The sequence below is a fragment of the Flintibacter sp. HCN-6482 genome, from assembly GCF_037892565.1.
Taxonomy (GTDB): Bacteria; Bacillota; Clostridia; order Oscillospirales; family Oscillospiraceae; genus Lawsonibacter; species Lawsonibacter aceti.
In genome coordinates, this window is sequence record NZ_JBBKBK010000002.1 from 595446 (window position 1) to 611004 (window position 15559).

13 protein-coding genes are annotated in these 15559 nt (G+C 54.4%); 11 read left to right on the plus strand and 2 right to left on the minus strand.

Going from position 1 to position 15559, the window contains the following annotated elements; all coding sequences use genetic code 11:
- The 7 genes from WKS99_RS07885 (at position 1) to WKS99_RS07915 (ending at position 9268) form a co-directional block, all read left to right on the plus strand.
- On the plus strand, positions 1-822 hold the full coding sequence (locus WKS99_RS07885; RefSeq protein ID WP_186852530.1) for a phosphatidate cytidylyltransferase: 822 nt from the start codon (positions 1-3) through the stop codon (positions 820-822).
- An 85-nt stretch (positions 823-907) separates the two neighbouring features.
- A complete protein-coding gene (locus tag WKS99_RS07890; protein ID WP_147571726.1) occupies positions 908-1090 on the plus strand; it encodes a hypothetical protein in 183 nt (60 codons plus the stop codon).
- A 1-nt stretch (position 1091) separates the two neighbouring features.
- The gene (locus WKS99_RS07895; RefSeq protein WP_340405694.1) at positions 1092-2228 is read left to right on the plus strand and encodes a 1-deoxy-D-xylulose-5-phosphate reductoisomerase; all 1137 of its coding nucleotides are present in this window, start codon (positions 1092-1094) and stop codon (positions 2226-2228) included.
- 22 nt (positions 2229-2250) lie between these two features.
- A complete protein-coding gene (locus WKS99_RS07900; protein WP_186852531.1) occupies positions 2251-3315 on the plus strand; it encodes a M50 family metallopeptidase in 1065 nt (354 codons plus the stop codon).
- A 29-nt stretch (positions 3316-3344) separates the two neighbouring features.
- Positions 3345-4382 carry a flavodoxin-dependent (E)-4-hydroxy-3-methylbut-2-enyl-diphosphate synthase gene (gene ispG, locus WKS99_RS07905; RefSeq protein ID WP_340405695.1) on the plus strand — a complete coding sequence of 346 codons (1038 nt, stop codon included), beginning with the start codon at positions 3345-3347 and terminating at the stop codon, positions 4380-4382.
- 64 nt (positions 4383-4446) lie between these two features.
- A complete protein-coding gene (locus WKS99_RS07910; protein ID WP_340405696.1) occupies positions 4447-8631 on the plus strand; it encodes a PolC-type DNA polymerase III in 4185 nt (1394 codons plus the stop codon).
- Positions 8632-8755: 124 nt separating this feature from the next.
- Entirely contained in the window at positions 8756-9268 is a 513-nt protein-coding gene (locus WKS99_RS07915) for a ferritin (protein ID WP_186852534.1), read from the plus strand.
- 229 nt (positions 9269-9497) lie between these two features.
- On the opposite strand, the gene WKS99_RS07920 is transcribed toward WKS99_RS07915, so the two are convergent.
- Entirely contained in the window at positions 9498-9980 is a 483-nt protein-coding gene (locus WKS99_RS07920; protein ID WP_147571732.1) for a hypothetical protein, read from the minus strand.
- A 130-nt stretch (positions 9981-10110) separates the two neighbouring features.
- Entirely contained in the window at positions 10111-10722 is a 612-nt protein-coding gene (locus WKS99_RS07925; protein WP_340405697.1) for a TetR/AcrR family transcriptional regulator, read from the minus strand.
- A gap of 203 nt (positions 10723-10925) precedes the next feature.
- Here WKS99_RS07925 and WKS99_RS07930 point away from each other — a divergent pair, with 203 nt between their 5' ends.
- From WKS99_RS07930 to hisD, 4 genes are all read left to right on the plus strand, one after another.
- Complete coding sequence (locus tag WKS99_RS07930) at positions 10926-12308, plus strand: sodium-dependent transporter (protein ID WP_340405698.1); 1383 nt, start codon at positions 10926-10928, stop codon at positions 12306-12308.
- A gap of 132 nt (positions 12309-12440) precedes the next feature.
- Positions 12441-13610, plus strand: a complete 1170-nt coding sequence (gene hisZ / locus WKS99_RS07935; protein ID WP_147571735.1) for an ATP phosphoribosyltransferase regulatory subunit — start codon at positions 12441-12443, stop codon at positions 13608-13610.
- Entirely contained in the window at positions 13607-14248 is a 642-nt protein-coding gene (gene hisG / locus WKS99_RS07940) for an ATP phosphoribosyltransferase (protein ID WP_147571736.1), read from the plus strand. The genes hisZ and hisG overlap by 4 nt, the downstream gene beginning before the upstream one ends.
- Entirely contained in the window at positions 14245-15546 is a 1302-nt protein-coding gene (gene hisD, locus WKS99_RS07945) for a histidinol dehydrogenase (RefSeq protein ID WP_147571737.1), read from the plus strand. The genes hisG and hisD overlap by 4 nt, the downstream gene beginning before the upstream one ends.
- Positions 15547-15559: the final 13 nt, after the last annotated feature.

A 15559-nucleotide genomic window follows, 5' to 3' on the forward strand; every position in this document is an offset into this window, starting at 1 on the left:
TTGCTGAAACGTATTTGTGTCGGGGTGGTACTGGCCCCCCTTTTTCTAAGCGTGCTATTCTTCCTGCCGCCAATCTATTTGGTCGTGATGCTGGCCTTTATTTTGGCCCTTGCCTCTTTTGAACTGCTGCGGGCGACACAGGTAGCTCACCATAATGGACTGTATATTTTTACTGCCATCGCTGCGGCTATGATTCCCTTTGGATGCTGGCGGTGGGGCTATGGTGGTTGGTATATCCGGGCGGTTTCTCTCGCATTGATGGCTGTGGCCTTTTTCTTTGCTGTCCGCCAGTACGGCACAGAGCGAGAGATCAAATTCAGTGAGATTGTTGTCTGCCTCTTTGGGGGCATCGCTGTTCCCCTGTTTCTGTCCTCACTGATACCCCTCAAAATGATGGAGAACGGCAGATTTTTAGTGCTGCTGCCTGTGCTCTGCGCCTTTACTACCGACATCGGAGCCTATTTTGCGGGCGTATTTCTTGGGAAACACCGGGGTGTCACCAAGGTCAGCCCTAATAAATCTGTGGAAGGCTATATTGGAGGACTGCTGACCGGAGGTCTGTTCCTCCTGGGTTACGGCCTGCTTCTGCGGCAATTCGCAGGCTTGTCTGTGGAACTTCACATCATGGCGCTCTATGGGATACTGGGAAGCGCTATTACTGAGTTGGGTGACCTGTCTTTTTCTTTGGTAAAGCGGCAGTTCGGCATCAAGGATTATGGGACTCTGCTTCCAGGACATGGAGGGATGCTGGACCGGTTTGACTCTATGATCTTCGCCGCACCCATGCTGTTGATTTTAGTGGAGCTGATTCCGGCCTTCTAATTTCCTCTCTTTTAGAAAAGAAAAGAGGTAAAGAAAATTTTGGTCGGGCGAACTTCGTGTACTTGGCGTTGTAAGGAGGATAAACTTGGAATTTGCCGGTTTGCCCTGGTTTCTTTGGCTGGCAATCTTCGTTGCCATATTCTCTGGAGCTGCCGCGTGCTATAAGACCCCGGCACAGAAGAAACAGTGGGACCCGCACACAGTGATTGCCTCCCTTCTGACCGGGATTGTTGTGTGCCTTGCCGTTTTGATTTTGAGGGTATTTTAATATGAGTAAACGAATCACAATCTTAGGCTCCACAGGCTCCATCGGGCGGCAGTCTCTGGAGGTGATTTCCGCCTGCGGTATGGAGGCGGTGGCGCTTACAGCCAATTCCAGTGTGAAACTGCTGGAGGAGCAGGCGCGCCGATACCGGCCTGAGCTTGCTGTTCTGATGGACGAGAGAGCGGCCGGCGATCTGCGGGTCAAACTTGCCGATACGAACGTCAGGGTGTTAGGTGGTATGGAGGGCATTCTGGAGGCAGCTTCCCTTTCCAGCGCTGACACTGTCATTACCGCTGTGGTGGGAATGATCGGTCTGCGTCCCACCTTGGCCGCGATTCGTGAGGGGAAGCGGATCGCTCTGGCCAACAAAGAGACGCTGGTATGTGCCGGCCAGCTTGTACTGGAGGAGGCTCGGGACTATGGGGCCCAGATTATACCTGTGGATTCAGAGCACTCCGCCCTATTCCAATGTCTGGAGGGCAACAGGGACAGGGGAGAGGTCAAACGGCTGATCCTCACCTGCTCCGGCGGACCTTTCTATGGCAAAAAAAGGGCTGAATTACAGGGGATGACTAGGAAAGACGCTTTACAGCATCCAAACTGGTCAATGGGGGCGAAGATCACTGTGGATTCGGCCACCCTGATGAATAAAGGGCTGGAATTTATTGAGGCTATGCACCTATATCGGATGCCACCGGAGAAAATTTCTGTCCTGATCCACCGGGAGAGTATTATCCACTCGCTGGTGGAATACTGTGATAATGCCATGATTGCCCAGCTTGGCGCGCCAGATATGCGTCTGCCCATCCAATATGCCCTGACATGGCCTAAGCGGACGCCCGGTCCGGCTGTCCCACTGGACCTGTGGAACTGTGGGTCAATGACTTTCGGGACACCGGATACAGATACTTTCCGGTGCCTAAAGCTGGCGATGGAGGCAGCCGAAACAGGGGGAACAGCCGGCGCCATCCTCAACGGCGCTAACGAGGAGGCGGTGTCCCAGTTTCTGGCTGGGAAGATCGGATTCCTGGAGATCGCTGAGAAGGTGGCCTTGGCCATGGAGCGGGTACCAGTAGTTCGGGAGCCTGGGTTAGACGACGTCCTAGAGGCTGACCGGGCAGCGCGAGAGGCCATTGATTGATTTTACCTTTTTTGGAGGTTCTATGCTCTATATCATCGTCGCAATTCTGATTTTCGGCGTCCTGATCGCCACCCATGAATTGGGCCATTTCGCCACGGCAAAGCTGCTGGGGGTAAAGGTCAACGAGTTTTCTGTGGGGATGGGCCCAGCTATCTGGAAAAAGCAGCGGGGTGACACCCTTTACAGCGTCCGTATCCTTCCTATTGGCGGATACTGTGCCATGGAGGGGGAGGACGATGACTCCGTTGATCCGCGGGCCTTTGGAAAGGCGGCCAGTTGGAAGAAAATGGTCATTCTGTGCGCCGGAGCCGCAATGAATTTTCTCACTGGACTGCTTCTGATCCTGATTCTCTATGTTCCACAGCAGGCTGTCCTTGTGGAAACCTACGGAGGTTCTACCCCCGGCTATGGAACTGAAGAATGCGGGCTCCTGCCAGGGGATCGGTTTCTGTCTATTGACGGTCACCGAATCCTGGTTTACGGCAATGCCCAGATGTATCTGGAGCGGGCGGGGGATACGCTAGACATCGTAGTGGAGCGCGACGGGCAGACGGTGCGACTGGACGGCCTCTATCTGCCCCGTCAGGAGCGTACCGACGAAGAAGGAGTGACCACAAACCGCCGCGGAATCCTGGTGGCTTCGGAGGCTGCGCCTCTGTCCGGATTTGGAAAGGTGCAATACGCCTGGAATATGTCCCTGGACTTTGTCCGCCTGGTGTGGATCAGTCTGGGGGACCTGATTTCAGGATCTGTGGGAGTCCGCGACCTGTCCGGACCTGTCGGCATCGTGGATACCATGACGGAAGTGGGGAGCTCGGCTACGTCTGCCTATGCGGCCTTTTACAGCCTGACCTATTTTGCGGCCCTCATCGCGGTCAATCTCGCGGTCATGAATCTTCTGCCGCTGCCAGCGTTGGACGGCGGGAGAGTGTTTTTCCTGTTGCTTAACACCGTGCTTTATAGACTGTTCCGAAAGAGAATAGATCCCAGGTACGAGGGATACGTCCACATGGCCGGTCTGGCTGCGCTGATGTGCCTGATGCTGGTGGTCACCCTAAGTGATGTGGGCAAGCTGTTCGGAAGATAAGAAGTGTCCGGAAAGGGAGGATTTGTGACATGACCAGACAGATCCATGTAGGAGGCGTACCTGTAGGCGGCGGGGCGCCGGTTTCCATCCAGTCTATGACCAATACCCGTGCAGATGATGTGGATGCCACTCTCTCCCAGATACGGGCTCTGGCTACCGCCGGGTGCGATATCGTCCGGGTGGCTGTCCCTGACCAGGCGGCGGCCCATGCGGTAGGAAAAATCAAGGAGCGCAGTCCGCTGCCTGTGGTGGTGGATATCCACTTTGATTATAGGCTGGCTCTGGAAGCCATTGCGGCCGGCGCCGACAAGGTCCGGATCAATCCCGGAAATATCGGGAGTGAGGACCGTGTAAAGGCGGTGGCCGATGCCTGCCGCCAGAGGAACATCCCGATTCGCATCGGGGTAAACGGCGGCTCGCTGGAGAAGGATATTCTGGCCAAATACGGCAAGGTGTGCCCAGAGGCGATGGTGGAATCTGCCTTCGGCCATATTCGGTTGCTGAACCGATTTGACTTTGATGATATCTGCGTGTCCCTGAAGTCCTCCAGTGTCCCCACTACTATGAAAGCCTATCAGCTTATGAGTCTGAAAAGTGATTACCCTTTACATATTGGAGTAACTGAGGCGGGCACGGTCCGTATGGGCACTCTAAAGTCGGCCATTGGAATAGGTGGGCTGCTGGCTTTGGGCATCGGTGATACGATGCGGGTGTCCCTGTCCGCCGACCCGGTACAGGAGGTCATGGCCGCACGGGATATCCTGAAGGCGGCAGGCATCCGAAGAGAGGGAGCGGAACTGGTTTCCTGCCCCACCTGCGGTCGTACTCGTATCGATTTGATCTCCCTGGCTGGGGAGGTGGAGGAGCGTCTGAAGGCGGTGGATAAGCCGATCACCGTAGCGGTCATGGGCTGCGTAGTCAACGGTCCTGGGGAAGCCTCCGCCGCCGACTGTGGGATTGCGGGAGGACAGGGGGAAGGCCTGCTCTTCAAAAAGGGGCAGATCGTCAAAAAGGTCCCACAGGATCAGTTGGTGGACGAGCTGTTTGCACTGATCGATACACTATAAAAACAGATGGACTGGGCGCGGTGAGGGCGTTCCAGGTAAGAAGCGCAAGGAGAATCGAGCACCAATGTCCCAGAAGATACCTTTTTTAGAGATGTTTGCCGCCCTGCGCCAGTGGACCGAGCTGTCCAACGGCGTGGAGGGCTGGCTGATCGTATCCGCCGCCATCGACAAAGGCAGCCGAAGCGCTAAAATATTGGTGGAGAGAGCGGAAGGCGCGGGGCCGAACCTAATAGCCCAGGCGGAGGAGGCGGTGTGCAGAGCCTATGGCCTGGGCAGTGTGAAAATCGAGGCGGCAGCTCCGGCAGACAACTCCGTATCCCAAACTGGAGCCCAGAGAAGCGGGTCCGGTTTGGAGAAGAGGAGCGGCGAAGTAAGTGAGCTTTCGCCAACAGCCGGAAGCGAAGGATGCGAACCCCGCGGCGACGAGGATCCCTTCGCACGCACCGAGGCCATTCGGCAGGCAGCCTTGAAGCGGGCCGGCGTAAAGCCCTCAGGCCCTTCTGCTCCTAAGGGGGAGAAGAAGAGCACCGGCAAAGCGATCTTCGGCAAGACTATCACCAAAGCTCCCACCCCTATGGGGGACCTGGAGCTGGACATGGGTACAGTGGTGGTGGAAGGCGATGTCTTTGCTGTGGATAACCGGGAGCTGAAAAAGCGGGGAGCCTGGGTAGTCGCCTTTGATATGACCGACTATACCGGCTCTATCCGCGTCAATAAATTTTTTCCAGGCGATGAGGGAAAACCGCTGGTGGATGGGATCAAAAAAGGGATGCACGTCAAGGTCCAGGGCCGGCTGAACATGGACCGGTTTTATGGTGATATGGTGCTGGAACCTGTGGCCGTTACCGCTGTGGAAAAGAAAATGAAGGAGGATACAGCACCGGAGAAGCGGGTGGAGCTCCACCTGCATACTACCATGTCCTCCATGGATGCGCTGACCTCTGTGGGACCAAAGCTGGGGCCGGACAAAAATGTGGTCAAACGGGCTGAGGCCTGGGGACATCCTGCCATCGCTATCACCGACCACGGTGTGGCCCACTCTTTCCCAGACGCCTGGCATTCGGCCAAAAAGATCAAGCTGCTCTATGGCGTAGAGGCCTATTTTGTCAACGACGTGGACGACCGGGTGGCCATCCATGGGACACCGGACCAGGGATTTGAGGAAGAGATCGTATGCTTTGACCTGGAAACCACCGGATTTCATAAAAAATATGAGGTCATTATTGAGATTGGCGCCGTGGTGCTGAAGAACGGCGAGATCACCGATACCTTCAATACCTTTGTTTCACCAGGCCGTATCCTGTCTGCCGACATTATCAATCTGACCGGAATCACGGATGAAATGCTGGTAGGAGCCCCATCCCAGGAGGCGGCACTTCGTGCCTTTTTGGAGTTTGCCGGTGACCGTCCTCTGGCTGCACACAACGCCGAGTTCGACATGGGCTTTCTCGCAGAGGGGTGTCAGCGATATGGCATCCCCTTTCACAATCCCTCCATTGACAGCCTGATCCTGGCCCAGAATCTGTTGCCGGAGCTGAACAAGCACAAGCTGAATATTGTGGCGGAGCATCTGCATCTCCCGGCCTTTAACCACCATCGGGCCAGCGATGACGCAGCCACGGTGGCCTATATGCTGCCCCACTTTTTTGAAATGCTGGAGGAAGCCGGCCTTGATAACCTTAACCAGATCAACGGCTACATGCCCAAGCTGCGCAAGGGCGGCAGAGCCAAGCGCCAGCCAAAGCACCTGATTGTTCTAGCTAAGAATCAGACCGGCCTTCGCAATCTATACAAGTTGATCTCCCTGTCCTACTTAGAGCACTTTAAGCGAGTCCCTATCATACCCAAATCTCTTATCGAGGAGAATCGGGAGGGGCTTATCATCGGTTCGGCCTGCGAGGCGGGAGAGCTGTTCCGGGCCGTGGTGGACGGGAAGAGCTGGGAAGAGCTGAAGCGTATTGCCTCCTGGTATGACTATCTGGAGATACAGCCGATCTGCAATAATATGTTCATGCTTCGTAAGGGGATGGTCCGCACTGAGGAGGAGCTACGGGACTTCAACCGTACCATCGTCAAGCTGGGGGAGGAGCTGGGGAAACCAGTCTGCGCCACCGGCGATGTCCACTTCCTGGACCCAGAGGACGAGATATATCGGCACATCCTGCTGGCCTCTAAGGGGTTTGAGGACGCCGACGAGGCCTTGCCAATCTATTTCAAGACTACGGACGAGATGCTGAAGGAGTTTTCCTATCTTGGAAAAGAGAAGGCTCATCAGGTGGTGGTGGAAAACACCAATCTGATCGCCAACTGGTGTGACCCCATCGAACCGCTCCCAAAGGGGCTGTTCGCCCCCAAGCTTGAGGACTCTGATGGAGAGCTGACCCGTCTGGTCTGGGGGAAGGCCCATGAGCTCTATGGAGAGGAGCCGCCCCAAATCGTGGTGGACCGGATCAACGCCGAGCTGGGAGACATTATTCGGTGTAAGTATGACGTCATCTATATGTCCGCCCAAAAGTTGGTTCAAAACTCCTTGGAGCATGGCTATCTGGTAGGCTCACGGGGATCGGTGGGCTCCTCTTTGGTCGCCTTCATGTCCGGTATTACCGAGGTCAACTCCCTGCCAGCCCACTACCGCTGCCCCAAGTGCAAGCATTCTGACTTTGATTATGCCCAGGATCCCGCTCACCTCTATGGCTGCGGAGTGGACATGCCGGACGCTGTCTGTCCCGTTTGCGGGACAAAATATGTCAAGGACGGCTTCAACATCCCCTTCGAGACCTTCCTGGGGTTCGGCGGCGACAAGGTCCCAGATATCGACCTGAATTTCTCCGGCGAGTACCAGTCCAGCGCCCACAAGTATACCTTTGAGCTCTTTGGTCAGACCCATGTGTTCCGGGCGGGCACCATCGGGACCGTTGCAGAGAAGACCGCTTTTGGTTATGTAAAAAAATATTTTGAGGAAAAAGGAAAGAGTGTTTCAAAGGCGGAAGAGAACCGGCTGGCCATCGGCTGCACCGGCGTCAAACGCACCACCGGACAGCATCCGGGCGGAATGGTGGTCATTCCCCAGGATAAGGAGATCTATGACTTCTGTCCCGTCCAGCATCCTGCGGACGACCCGAACAGTGACATCATCACGACCCACTTTGAATACCACTCCATGGAGTCCAACCTGCTCAAGCTGGATATGCTTGGACACGATGACCCGACGATGGTGCGTATGCTGGAGGATCTGACGGGGGTGAATGCCAGGGAGATCCCGCTGGATGATCCAGACACCATGTCACTGTTTACCTCATCCAAGGTCCTTGGGTTTGAGAACGACAAGGTATTGGGGCCCACTGGTGCCGTAGCCGTTCCGGAGTTCAACACCAGATTTACTCGTGGGGTGCTGGAGGAAACGCAACCTACCCAATTTGATATGCTGCTTCGGATCTCCGGCTTTACCCACGGTACGGATGTATGGCTGGGCAATGCCAGGGATATTATCATGAGCGGTACGGGCGGCGTGTCGGAGTGCGTAGGCTGTCGTGATGACATTATGCTGTTCCTTATCTCCAAGGGGATGCCGCCCAAGCGCTCGTTCAAGATCATGGAGTCGGTCCGAAAGGGCCGGGGCCTGCCCGAAGGAGCGGAGGAGGAGATGCGGGCGGCGGGCGTCCCTGATTGGTACATCAACTCCTGTAAAAAGATTGCTTACCTCTTTCCGAAGGCTCACGCAGTAGCTTATGTGATGATGGCGTTTCGCATCGCCTGGTTTAAGGCCCACCGCCCTTTGGCTTTCTACGCGGCCTTCTTCTCCATCCGGGCCAAGGCTTTTGACGAGAAGTTTATGTGCCGGGGCATGGATGTGTGCCAAAAGAAGATGAGAGAGATCATCGCCAAGGATAAGGAGGCCACAGCGGTGGAGCAGGATATGCTTATCACCCTGGAGGTCTGTTATGAATTCTATCTCCGGGGCTTCCATTTCGAGCGGCTGGACCTGTATAAATCCCAGGCCATCCATTTCGCTATGGATGAGGAAAAGGGAACTCTGATTCCTCCATTTGTGTCTGTGGCTGGACTGGGGGAAACAGCGGCCATCTCTCTGGCGGAGCAGGCCAGGGACCGGCATTTTATCTCCATTGAAGAGGTGACAGCGGCCTGCCCCAAAGTGTCCAAGACACACATTGAGATGCTGAAGGAGGCCGGAGCCTTCGGAGATATGCCGGAAACCAGCCAAATAGATTTGTTTTCTCTATTTGGTTAGAGCATTTGACTGGCCGATCTTCTTTTCCAGGGAAGGGGAAGAAAGGGACTTGTAAAAGTTTACCTGCTGTGATAGGATACATCTGCCTCATAAGGGGTAATCATGCAAAGAAAGGGTCATTTTTATGTTGGATAAAAAAGTTGCGGAACTCATCAATGACCAGATCAATAAGGAGTTTTACTCCGCCTATCTGTATCTGGACTTCTCTGTGTACTATGAGGAGGTGGGGCTGGACGGCTTCGCCAACTGGTATATGATCCAGGCCCAGGAAGAGAGAGACCACGCCGTACTGATGCTGCAGTACCTGCAGAATAATGGTGAGAAGGTCACCCTGGAGGCTATTGCCAAGCCTGACAAGGAGTTGAAGGACAAATTGCAGGTGCTGGAACTGGGGCTTGAGCATGAGAGATATGTTACCAGCCTGATCCACACGATTTATGAGGCTGCCTATTCCGCCAAGGATTTCCGGACCATGCAGTTCCTGGATTGGTTTGTTAAGGAGCAAGGCGAAGAAGAAAAGACAGCTGAGGATATGATCAAGAAGATGAGGCTCTTTGGCGACGATGCTAAAAGCCTGTATGCGCTGAACAGCGAGATGGCCGGCCGGACCTATACCGCCCCATCGTTGACACTGTAAGGGACCAGAAGGAAAATAGAGACCCGCCCCGCTGAAAGCGGGGCGGGCCTTTTTACTTCTTTTCTTCATGGTCTGAAAAAGTATGCCAGTTTTCTCTCTTTTGCGGAAGGAAGAGCTCTTTGATTCGTGCTAGTGCCCCCTCTACCAGATGGAACCAGAGATTTCCCACGACAAGGATCAGAAGCAGGACAGCTAACAGGCCGCCAAATAAAATCAGATGCTCCATACCTTATTTGGTAGCGTAAACGTTGAGGAAGAAGTCGCGGAAGTCTTTTTCCTCCTGTTCCTGGTCTACATAGATATACAAATTTTCGTCATCCAGCCAGCTGAATGTTTTGAGTGCCGTATACCCCTTTTTATCGGGATAGATCACAAGGCTATCCAGCATTTTTTCCCGATACGCCTTTTCAATTTCGGACTTTTTATAGACTAGAGGGTCACCGCAACCGGACAAGTCCGGCACAGTGGGAAGGATGACCACAGTTGGATCCTCCTCCTTCCATCCCACGATCAGACTGGCGATGGTGCTTTTGCTGCCGTGGACCAGACCATAATTGAACCGGCGTACATCCTCCGTGTAGCAGGCCAGCAGTTTATACTGTGCCCCGTTTTCCACTACCTGGTCAAAAAGAGCACGCATTTTTTTCTTGTTGTTTTCACTTTTCTCCTGATCAACTTCAGGCCCTTTGAATAGCTTGCCAAACAGTCCCATGAGAAAACCTCTTTCTATTCTTCAATTTATAAATACTTTTTTGTAAAAAAGTATTTATAAATGCAGTATAATAACAGAAGGTCTATTTGTCAAGACAAAGCCCAGCGACTCTGCCGGGCCCGAAGTCGAGTTATGCGTTTCGATAAATTCCCTCTAAATAGTCGATGATCAGCCGAATCTGGAGGGACACCGTTTCCTCATCGACACCAGGATGGAAGGGAAAGGAGGAGTATAGATGGGAATGATAGCTGAGTAAGAGCGTATTGACCATGTTCTGGATCAGATGACACTGACCAGCGGTGACGGGGATGTTCCAAAGTTCCAAAAGCGCCTGATAAAATTGAGTAAGTCCCATTTCGAAATCCTGCAATTCATGCTGGGACATATGGCGGCACAGATGGGGGAGATCATCTAACTCCAATACAAATACGCCATGCCGGTCGCCGTGGAAGAACAGGTCAAACACAGCCTCCAGACTGCCTCTCCAAGAGGCGCTCTCCTGTGCCACCTTCCGGGCCCGCTCCAGCATCTTCGTCCGCTGACGACGAAGCACTTGAATTGCTAGAGCCTCTTTAGAGGGAAAGAAGGTATAGAAAAACGCTTTGGATATCCCGACGGCCTCATAGATCTCCTTTAGAGAGGCCTCACGATATCCCTTTTGGGAAAAAGAACGCTGTCCCAGATCCAGCAGCTGCTCCCGAATATCCTCCCGATCCTGGACGGTATAAGTTTTTTTCGCCATGGTATCCCTCCTTTTTCCCTCTAGATAGAATCAAGTATATCAGAATATCCAGCGGGAGGGAATGGATATTTTTCACAGAAGGTCTTTTTCTGAAAAGAAAAATCGGGCAAACATAAGTCATTGAGTTGACCTGGCTGGAGAGTTTCGGTACAATGTAGTCACTGTGTTATGGATAATCAGACAAATTTTAGGAGGCAGGAGCCATGGACGAGAGAGAAAGCTTTTCGTCCCGCTTGGGATTTATTTTGATTTCAGCCGGGTGCGCGATTGGGCTAGGGAATGTATGGAGATTCCCCTACATCACAGGAAAGTACGGAGGTGCGGCCTTCGTCCTGATCTATTTGCTGTTTTTGGTCATTCTTGGACTGCCCGTCATGGTGACGGAGCTGGCGGTCGGCCGGGCCAGCCAGAGGAGCATGGCCTTGTCCTTCCACGTTCTGGAGCCGGCCGGTTCCAAATGGCATTGGTACAGCTATCTCGGTTTTGCGGGCAACTATTTACTGATGATGTTCTACACGGTCATAGCTGGGTGGTTGCTCTACTACTTTTTCAAAATGCTACGGGGCGATTTTATGGGTTTGGATGCCGCCGGCGTGGCAGAGCAATTCAGCCAGATGCAGGCCCGCCCCGGCATTATGACCATATATATGGTGATCGTGGTATGTATCGGAATGCTGGTGTGTGCCCAGGGGCTGCGGAATGGAGTGGAGCGAGTTAACAAGGTCATGATGCTGTGCCTGCTGGCGCTTATGCTAGTGCTGGCGGTCAACTCCATCACTCTGGAGGGAGCGGGGGAGGGGCTGAAGTTTTATCTTCAGCCCAATTTTCGGAATTTGATGTATGACGCCCAAGGAAATTGGATTTTGGGTGAGGCGATCTTTGCCGCTATGGGGCAGGCATTCTTTACCCTGTCGCTTGGAATTGGCGCCATCGCCATTTTTGGGAGTTACATCGGCAAAGAGCACCGCTTGACCGGGGAGGCTCTGCGGATCGGCGTACTGGATACCTGCGTAGCTTTTGTAGCCGGGCTAATCATCTTCCCGGCCTGCTCCGCCTTTGGAGTCCCCACCGGAGAGGGGCCCTCTCTGGTTTTTGTTACCCTGCCCAATATTTTTGACCATATGCCAATGGGGCGGCTGTGGGGAGCTCTCTTTTTCCTATTCCTGTCCTTTGCGGCTTTGTCCACCATCATTGCTATCTTTGAGAATATCATCTCCTTTTGTATGGACAAGGGATGGAGCCGGAAAAAAGCTGTGCTGGTCAATTTTATCTGGGTCTTGATCCTGTCCATGCCCTGTGTGCTGGGCTCTAACCTGTGGGCAGCTTTCCGGCCCCTTGGAATGGATATCTCTGGTATAGAGGACTTTTTAGTGTCCCAGAACATTCTGCCCCTAGGTTCGCTGCTCTACCTATTGTTCTGCGTCTCCAAACGGGGATGGGGCTGGGACGCCTTCCTTGCCGAGGCCAACGCCGGCAGCGGACTGCGTTTTCCGGCCGCTACTCGCTTCTATGTCACCTATGTCCTGCCGCTGATTGTGCTGTTCATTTTCGTGATGGGATATTGGAATACCTTTTGGAAGGGCTGAACCGGCTGTGTCAGCAGGGCGCGTTAAGCGCCCTACTTTTTATTTTTCTTGACATATTTTTAGTATAGTAGTATATTAGCGTGGTAAAGAATTTGAGAAGGAAGCTTCTCACCAGACAGAGGGAGCGATACCATGAAGCTGACAGTCAATACGCCAGAGGGAACGAGGGACCGTCTTTTCTCGGAGTGCCAGGAGCGCCGCCAAGTCCAGAGCCGTCTGATCCGCTTGTTTCGGCAGCGAGGCTACTTAGAGGTTTCTACACCGGAAACAGAGTACTATGATCTATTTGCGCTGTCTGGCAGTGCGATTCCCCAGGAGCGGATGTTAAAAGTCGGGGATCCAAGTGGAAAAATTTGTGTGATGCGGCCAGACTCAACCACTCCAATCGCCCGTGTGGCTGCCACAAAGCTCCGCTCTATGGCGCTGCCCCAGAGGCTGTACTACGACCAGAAGGTTTACCGGGCCAACCCTGCCCACAACGGCAGCAGCCGGGAGATTCCCCAGTGTGGTGTTGAGCTTATTGGAGCCAAAGGGTTGAAAGCTGATCTGGAAATCATCGTTACCGCCATTGACTCCCTGCGGTCTTGTGGAGCGCCCCGCTTCCATGTGGAGTTGGGACACGCCGGCTTTTTCCGGGACCTGGCCGCCCGTCTGGACCTGGACGATGGCCAGGAGGAGGAGATACGCACCCTGGTAGAGGGAAAAAATTTTGCGGCACTGAACGCCTTTTTATCTCCTTATAGAGGTAACCCGGCTTGTGCCGCGCTGGAGCGGCTGTCCCGACTCTTCGGCGGGACAGAGGTCCTGGCCGAAGCGGAGAGGCTGGCGGGGAAAACAGAGGCGGTGGACTATCTCCATGCCCTCTATGACGAGCTGTCCGCCGCTGGATACGGACAGTATGTCCGTTTTGACCTTGGGATGGTCCACCAGATCGACTACTATACTGGTGTCGTTTTTCGGGGCTATGTAGAGGGGGCCGGTGACGCGGTACTGTCAGGCGGCCGGTATGACGCGCTGGTAGAGATATTTGGCCGTGAGGCCCAGGCCACTGGCTTTGCGGTGGATGTGGATGCCGTGGCCCGTACCCTGCCGGAGACCGCGCTGCCCCAGCTTCGGGCGGTGGTCCATTATGAGCCCGGCTACCTATCCCAGGCATTGGAGGCTGTGGACGGGCGCCCCGCCGGCACCTGTGAGCTGTCCCCCTGCCGTACCTTGGAGTCCAGCAGAAATATGGCACGGGAGAAGGGGGCGGAGATGGTGCTAGTCTTTGATAAGGACGGAGAGAGGAGAGTGCTGGTATGAGCGAACGGCTGCGAATCGCAATCACAAAGGGGCGGCTTCTGGACCAGTCTGTGGAACTGTTTGAACGGGTCGGGCTGGATTGCGGACCCATCCGGGACCCGGGCCGCCGGCTTATCCACTCGCTGCCTAACTATCCACTGGATGCCGTGCTGGCCAAGGCTCCAGACGTTATTACCTATGTGGAGCATGGGGTATGCGATCTGGGCATCGTGGGAAAGGATACCATTCTGGAGAAGGGCGGCAGCTTTTATGAGGTCCTGGACCTGGGCTTTGGACGGTGCCGCTTTGCTTTGGCAGTGAAGTCAGGCAGCGATTTTTATGGGACGTATAAGACCCGCCGGGTGGCCTCCAAATATCCTGAGGTGACACGGGCCTTTTTTGAGAAGAAAGGGATGGATGTAGATATCATCAAGATTGAGGGCAGTGTGGAGCTGGCCCCGCTCCTGGACCTAACTGACGCCATCGTGGACATCGTGGAGACCGGGGCTACCTTAAAGGCAAACGGCCTGGAGCCCATTGAGACAGTGGCTGATGTATCCGCCCGCCTTATCATCAACACGGCCAGTATGAAGCTCTATAAGGGTCAGATCAACGATTTGATTGCCAAATGTGAGACTGGATTGGAGAAAGAGCTATGATTACTATTATCGAAGCGGATGGACGGCGAGAGCGTGAGCAGTTGGAGGCCATGCGGGCCCGGGCTGCCCAAAAGAACAAAGCGATAGAACTGGCTGTCTCCTCCATTATGGAGAATGTAAAGGAAGAAGGCCTGCCGGCAGTAGAGCGATATACCAGGGAGTTTGACCACCGGATGCCCTATGAGGTACCTAATGAGAGGCTGGAACAGGCCTATCAGAGCTGCCCGCCGGAGTTGATATCTGCCCTGGAACATGCGGCGGACAATATCCGTGACTATAATCAGCGATTATTGACCAAAACAGTGGAGTGGACCTCTCCGGACGGTGGGACTGTTGGGAGGATCGTCCGGGGACTGACCAGGGTTGGAATCTATGTTCCCGGTGGAACAGCCGCCTACCCCAGCTCCGTACTGATGAACGCCATTCCCGCCAAGGTGGCTGGTGTGGAGGAGATTATTATGGTGACTCCTCCTACAGATAATCTGAATGACGGCGTTCTGGCTGCTGCCAAGATTGCCGGAGTGGACCGGGTTATCGCTGTGGGTGGGGCCCAGGCTGTGGCCGCTTTGACCTATGGCGCCGGCTTTATTCCCAAGGTGGATAAACTGGTGGGCCCTGGCAATGCCTTTGTCGCCGCGGCAAAGCGGATGGCCTATGGTACGCTGGATATCGATATGGTGGCCGGCCCCTCTGAGGTGTTGATTATTGCTGACGGTTCTGCCGATGGGAAATATGTGGCGGCGGACTTGCTAAGTCAGGCGGAACATGATAAACTAGCATCCGCGGTACTGTTGACGGACAGCATGGAGTTAGCTCGAAGCGTGGACCGAGAGATCATCCGCCAGACCGGCTATCTGGAGCGGTCTGAGATCATGGAGGCGTCTCTGCGGGATTTCGGCTGCGCCATCGTCTGCCCGAATCTGGACTGGTGTGTGGAGCTGGCCAATGAAATCGCGCCGGAGCACCTGGAGATCATGACCTGCCAGCCACGGGAGCTGCTGCCCCGCGTCAAAAACGCTGGAGCCGTATTCCTGGGGGCCTACAGTCCGGAGCCCCTGGGTGATTATCTGGCGGGACCTGACCATGTGCTTCCTACCAGTGGGACGGCCAGGTTCTTCTCCCCACTGAGCGTTGACAGCTTTTTGAAAACAATGAGTGTTATTCAGTTTGACCGGTCCAGTCTGGCACCTATTTCTTCTGAGATCATGACGTTGGCCCAGACAGAAAAGCTTACCGCCCATGCCAACTCGATCCGTGTGAGGTTTGAGGAAGGGGAGCCTGAGATTAGGCGGGGGTAAAACCGCGGTGGAT

Coding starts and splice junctions, on each gene's coding strand:
- WKS99_RS07895 (WP_340405694.1), top strand. CDS start 1,092: ATGAGTAAACGAATCACAATCTTAGGCTCCACAGGCTCCATCGGGCGG.
- WKS99_RS07900 (WP_186852531.1), top strand. CDS start 2,251: ATGCTCTATATCATCGTCGCAATTCTGATTTTCGGCGTCCTGATCGCC.
- ispG (WP_340405695.1), top strand. CDS start 3,345: ATGACCAGACAGATCCATGTAGGAGGCGTACCTGTAGGCGGCGGGGCG.
- WKS99_RS07910 (WP_340405696.1), top strand. CDS start 4,447: ATGTCCCAGAAGATACCTTTTTTAGAGATGTTTGCCGCCCTGCGCCAG.
- WKS99_RS07915 (WP_186852534.1), top strand. CDS start 8,756: ATGTTGGATAAAAAAGTTGCGGAACTCATCAATGACCAGATCAATAAG.
- WKS99_RS07920 (WP_147571732.1), bottom strand. CDS start 9,980: ATGGGACTGTTTGGCAAGCTATTCAAAGGGCCTGAAGTTGATCAGGAG.
- WKS99_RS07925 (WP_340405697.1), bottom strand. CDS start 10,722: ATGGCGAAAAAAACTTATACCGTCCAGGATCGGGAGGATATTCGGGAG.
- WKS99_RS07930 (WP_340405698.1), top strand. CDS start 10,926: ATGGACGAGAGAGAAAGCTTTTCGTCCCGCTTGGGATTTATTTTGATT.
- hisZ (WP_147571735.1), top strand. CDS start 12,441: ATGAAGCTGACAGTCAATACGCCAGAGGGAACGAGGGACCGTCTTTTC.
- hisG (WP_147571736.1), top strand. CDS start 13,607: ATGAGCGAACGGCTGCGAATCGCAATCACAAAGGGGCGGCTTCTGGAC.
- hisD (WP_147571737.1), top strand. CDS start 14,245: ATGATTACTATTATCGAAGCGGATGGACGGCGAGAGCGTGAGCAGTTG.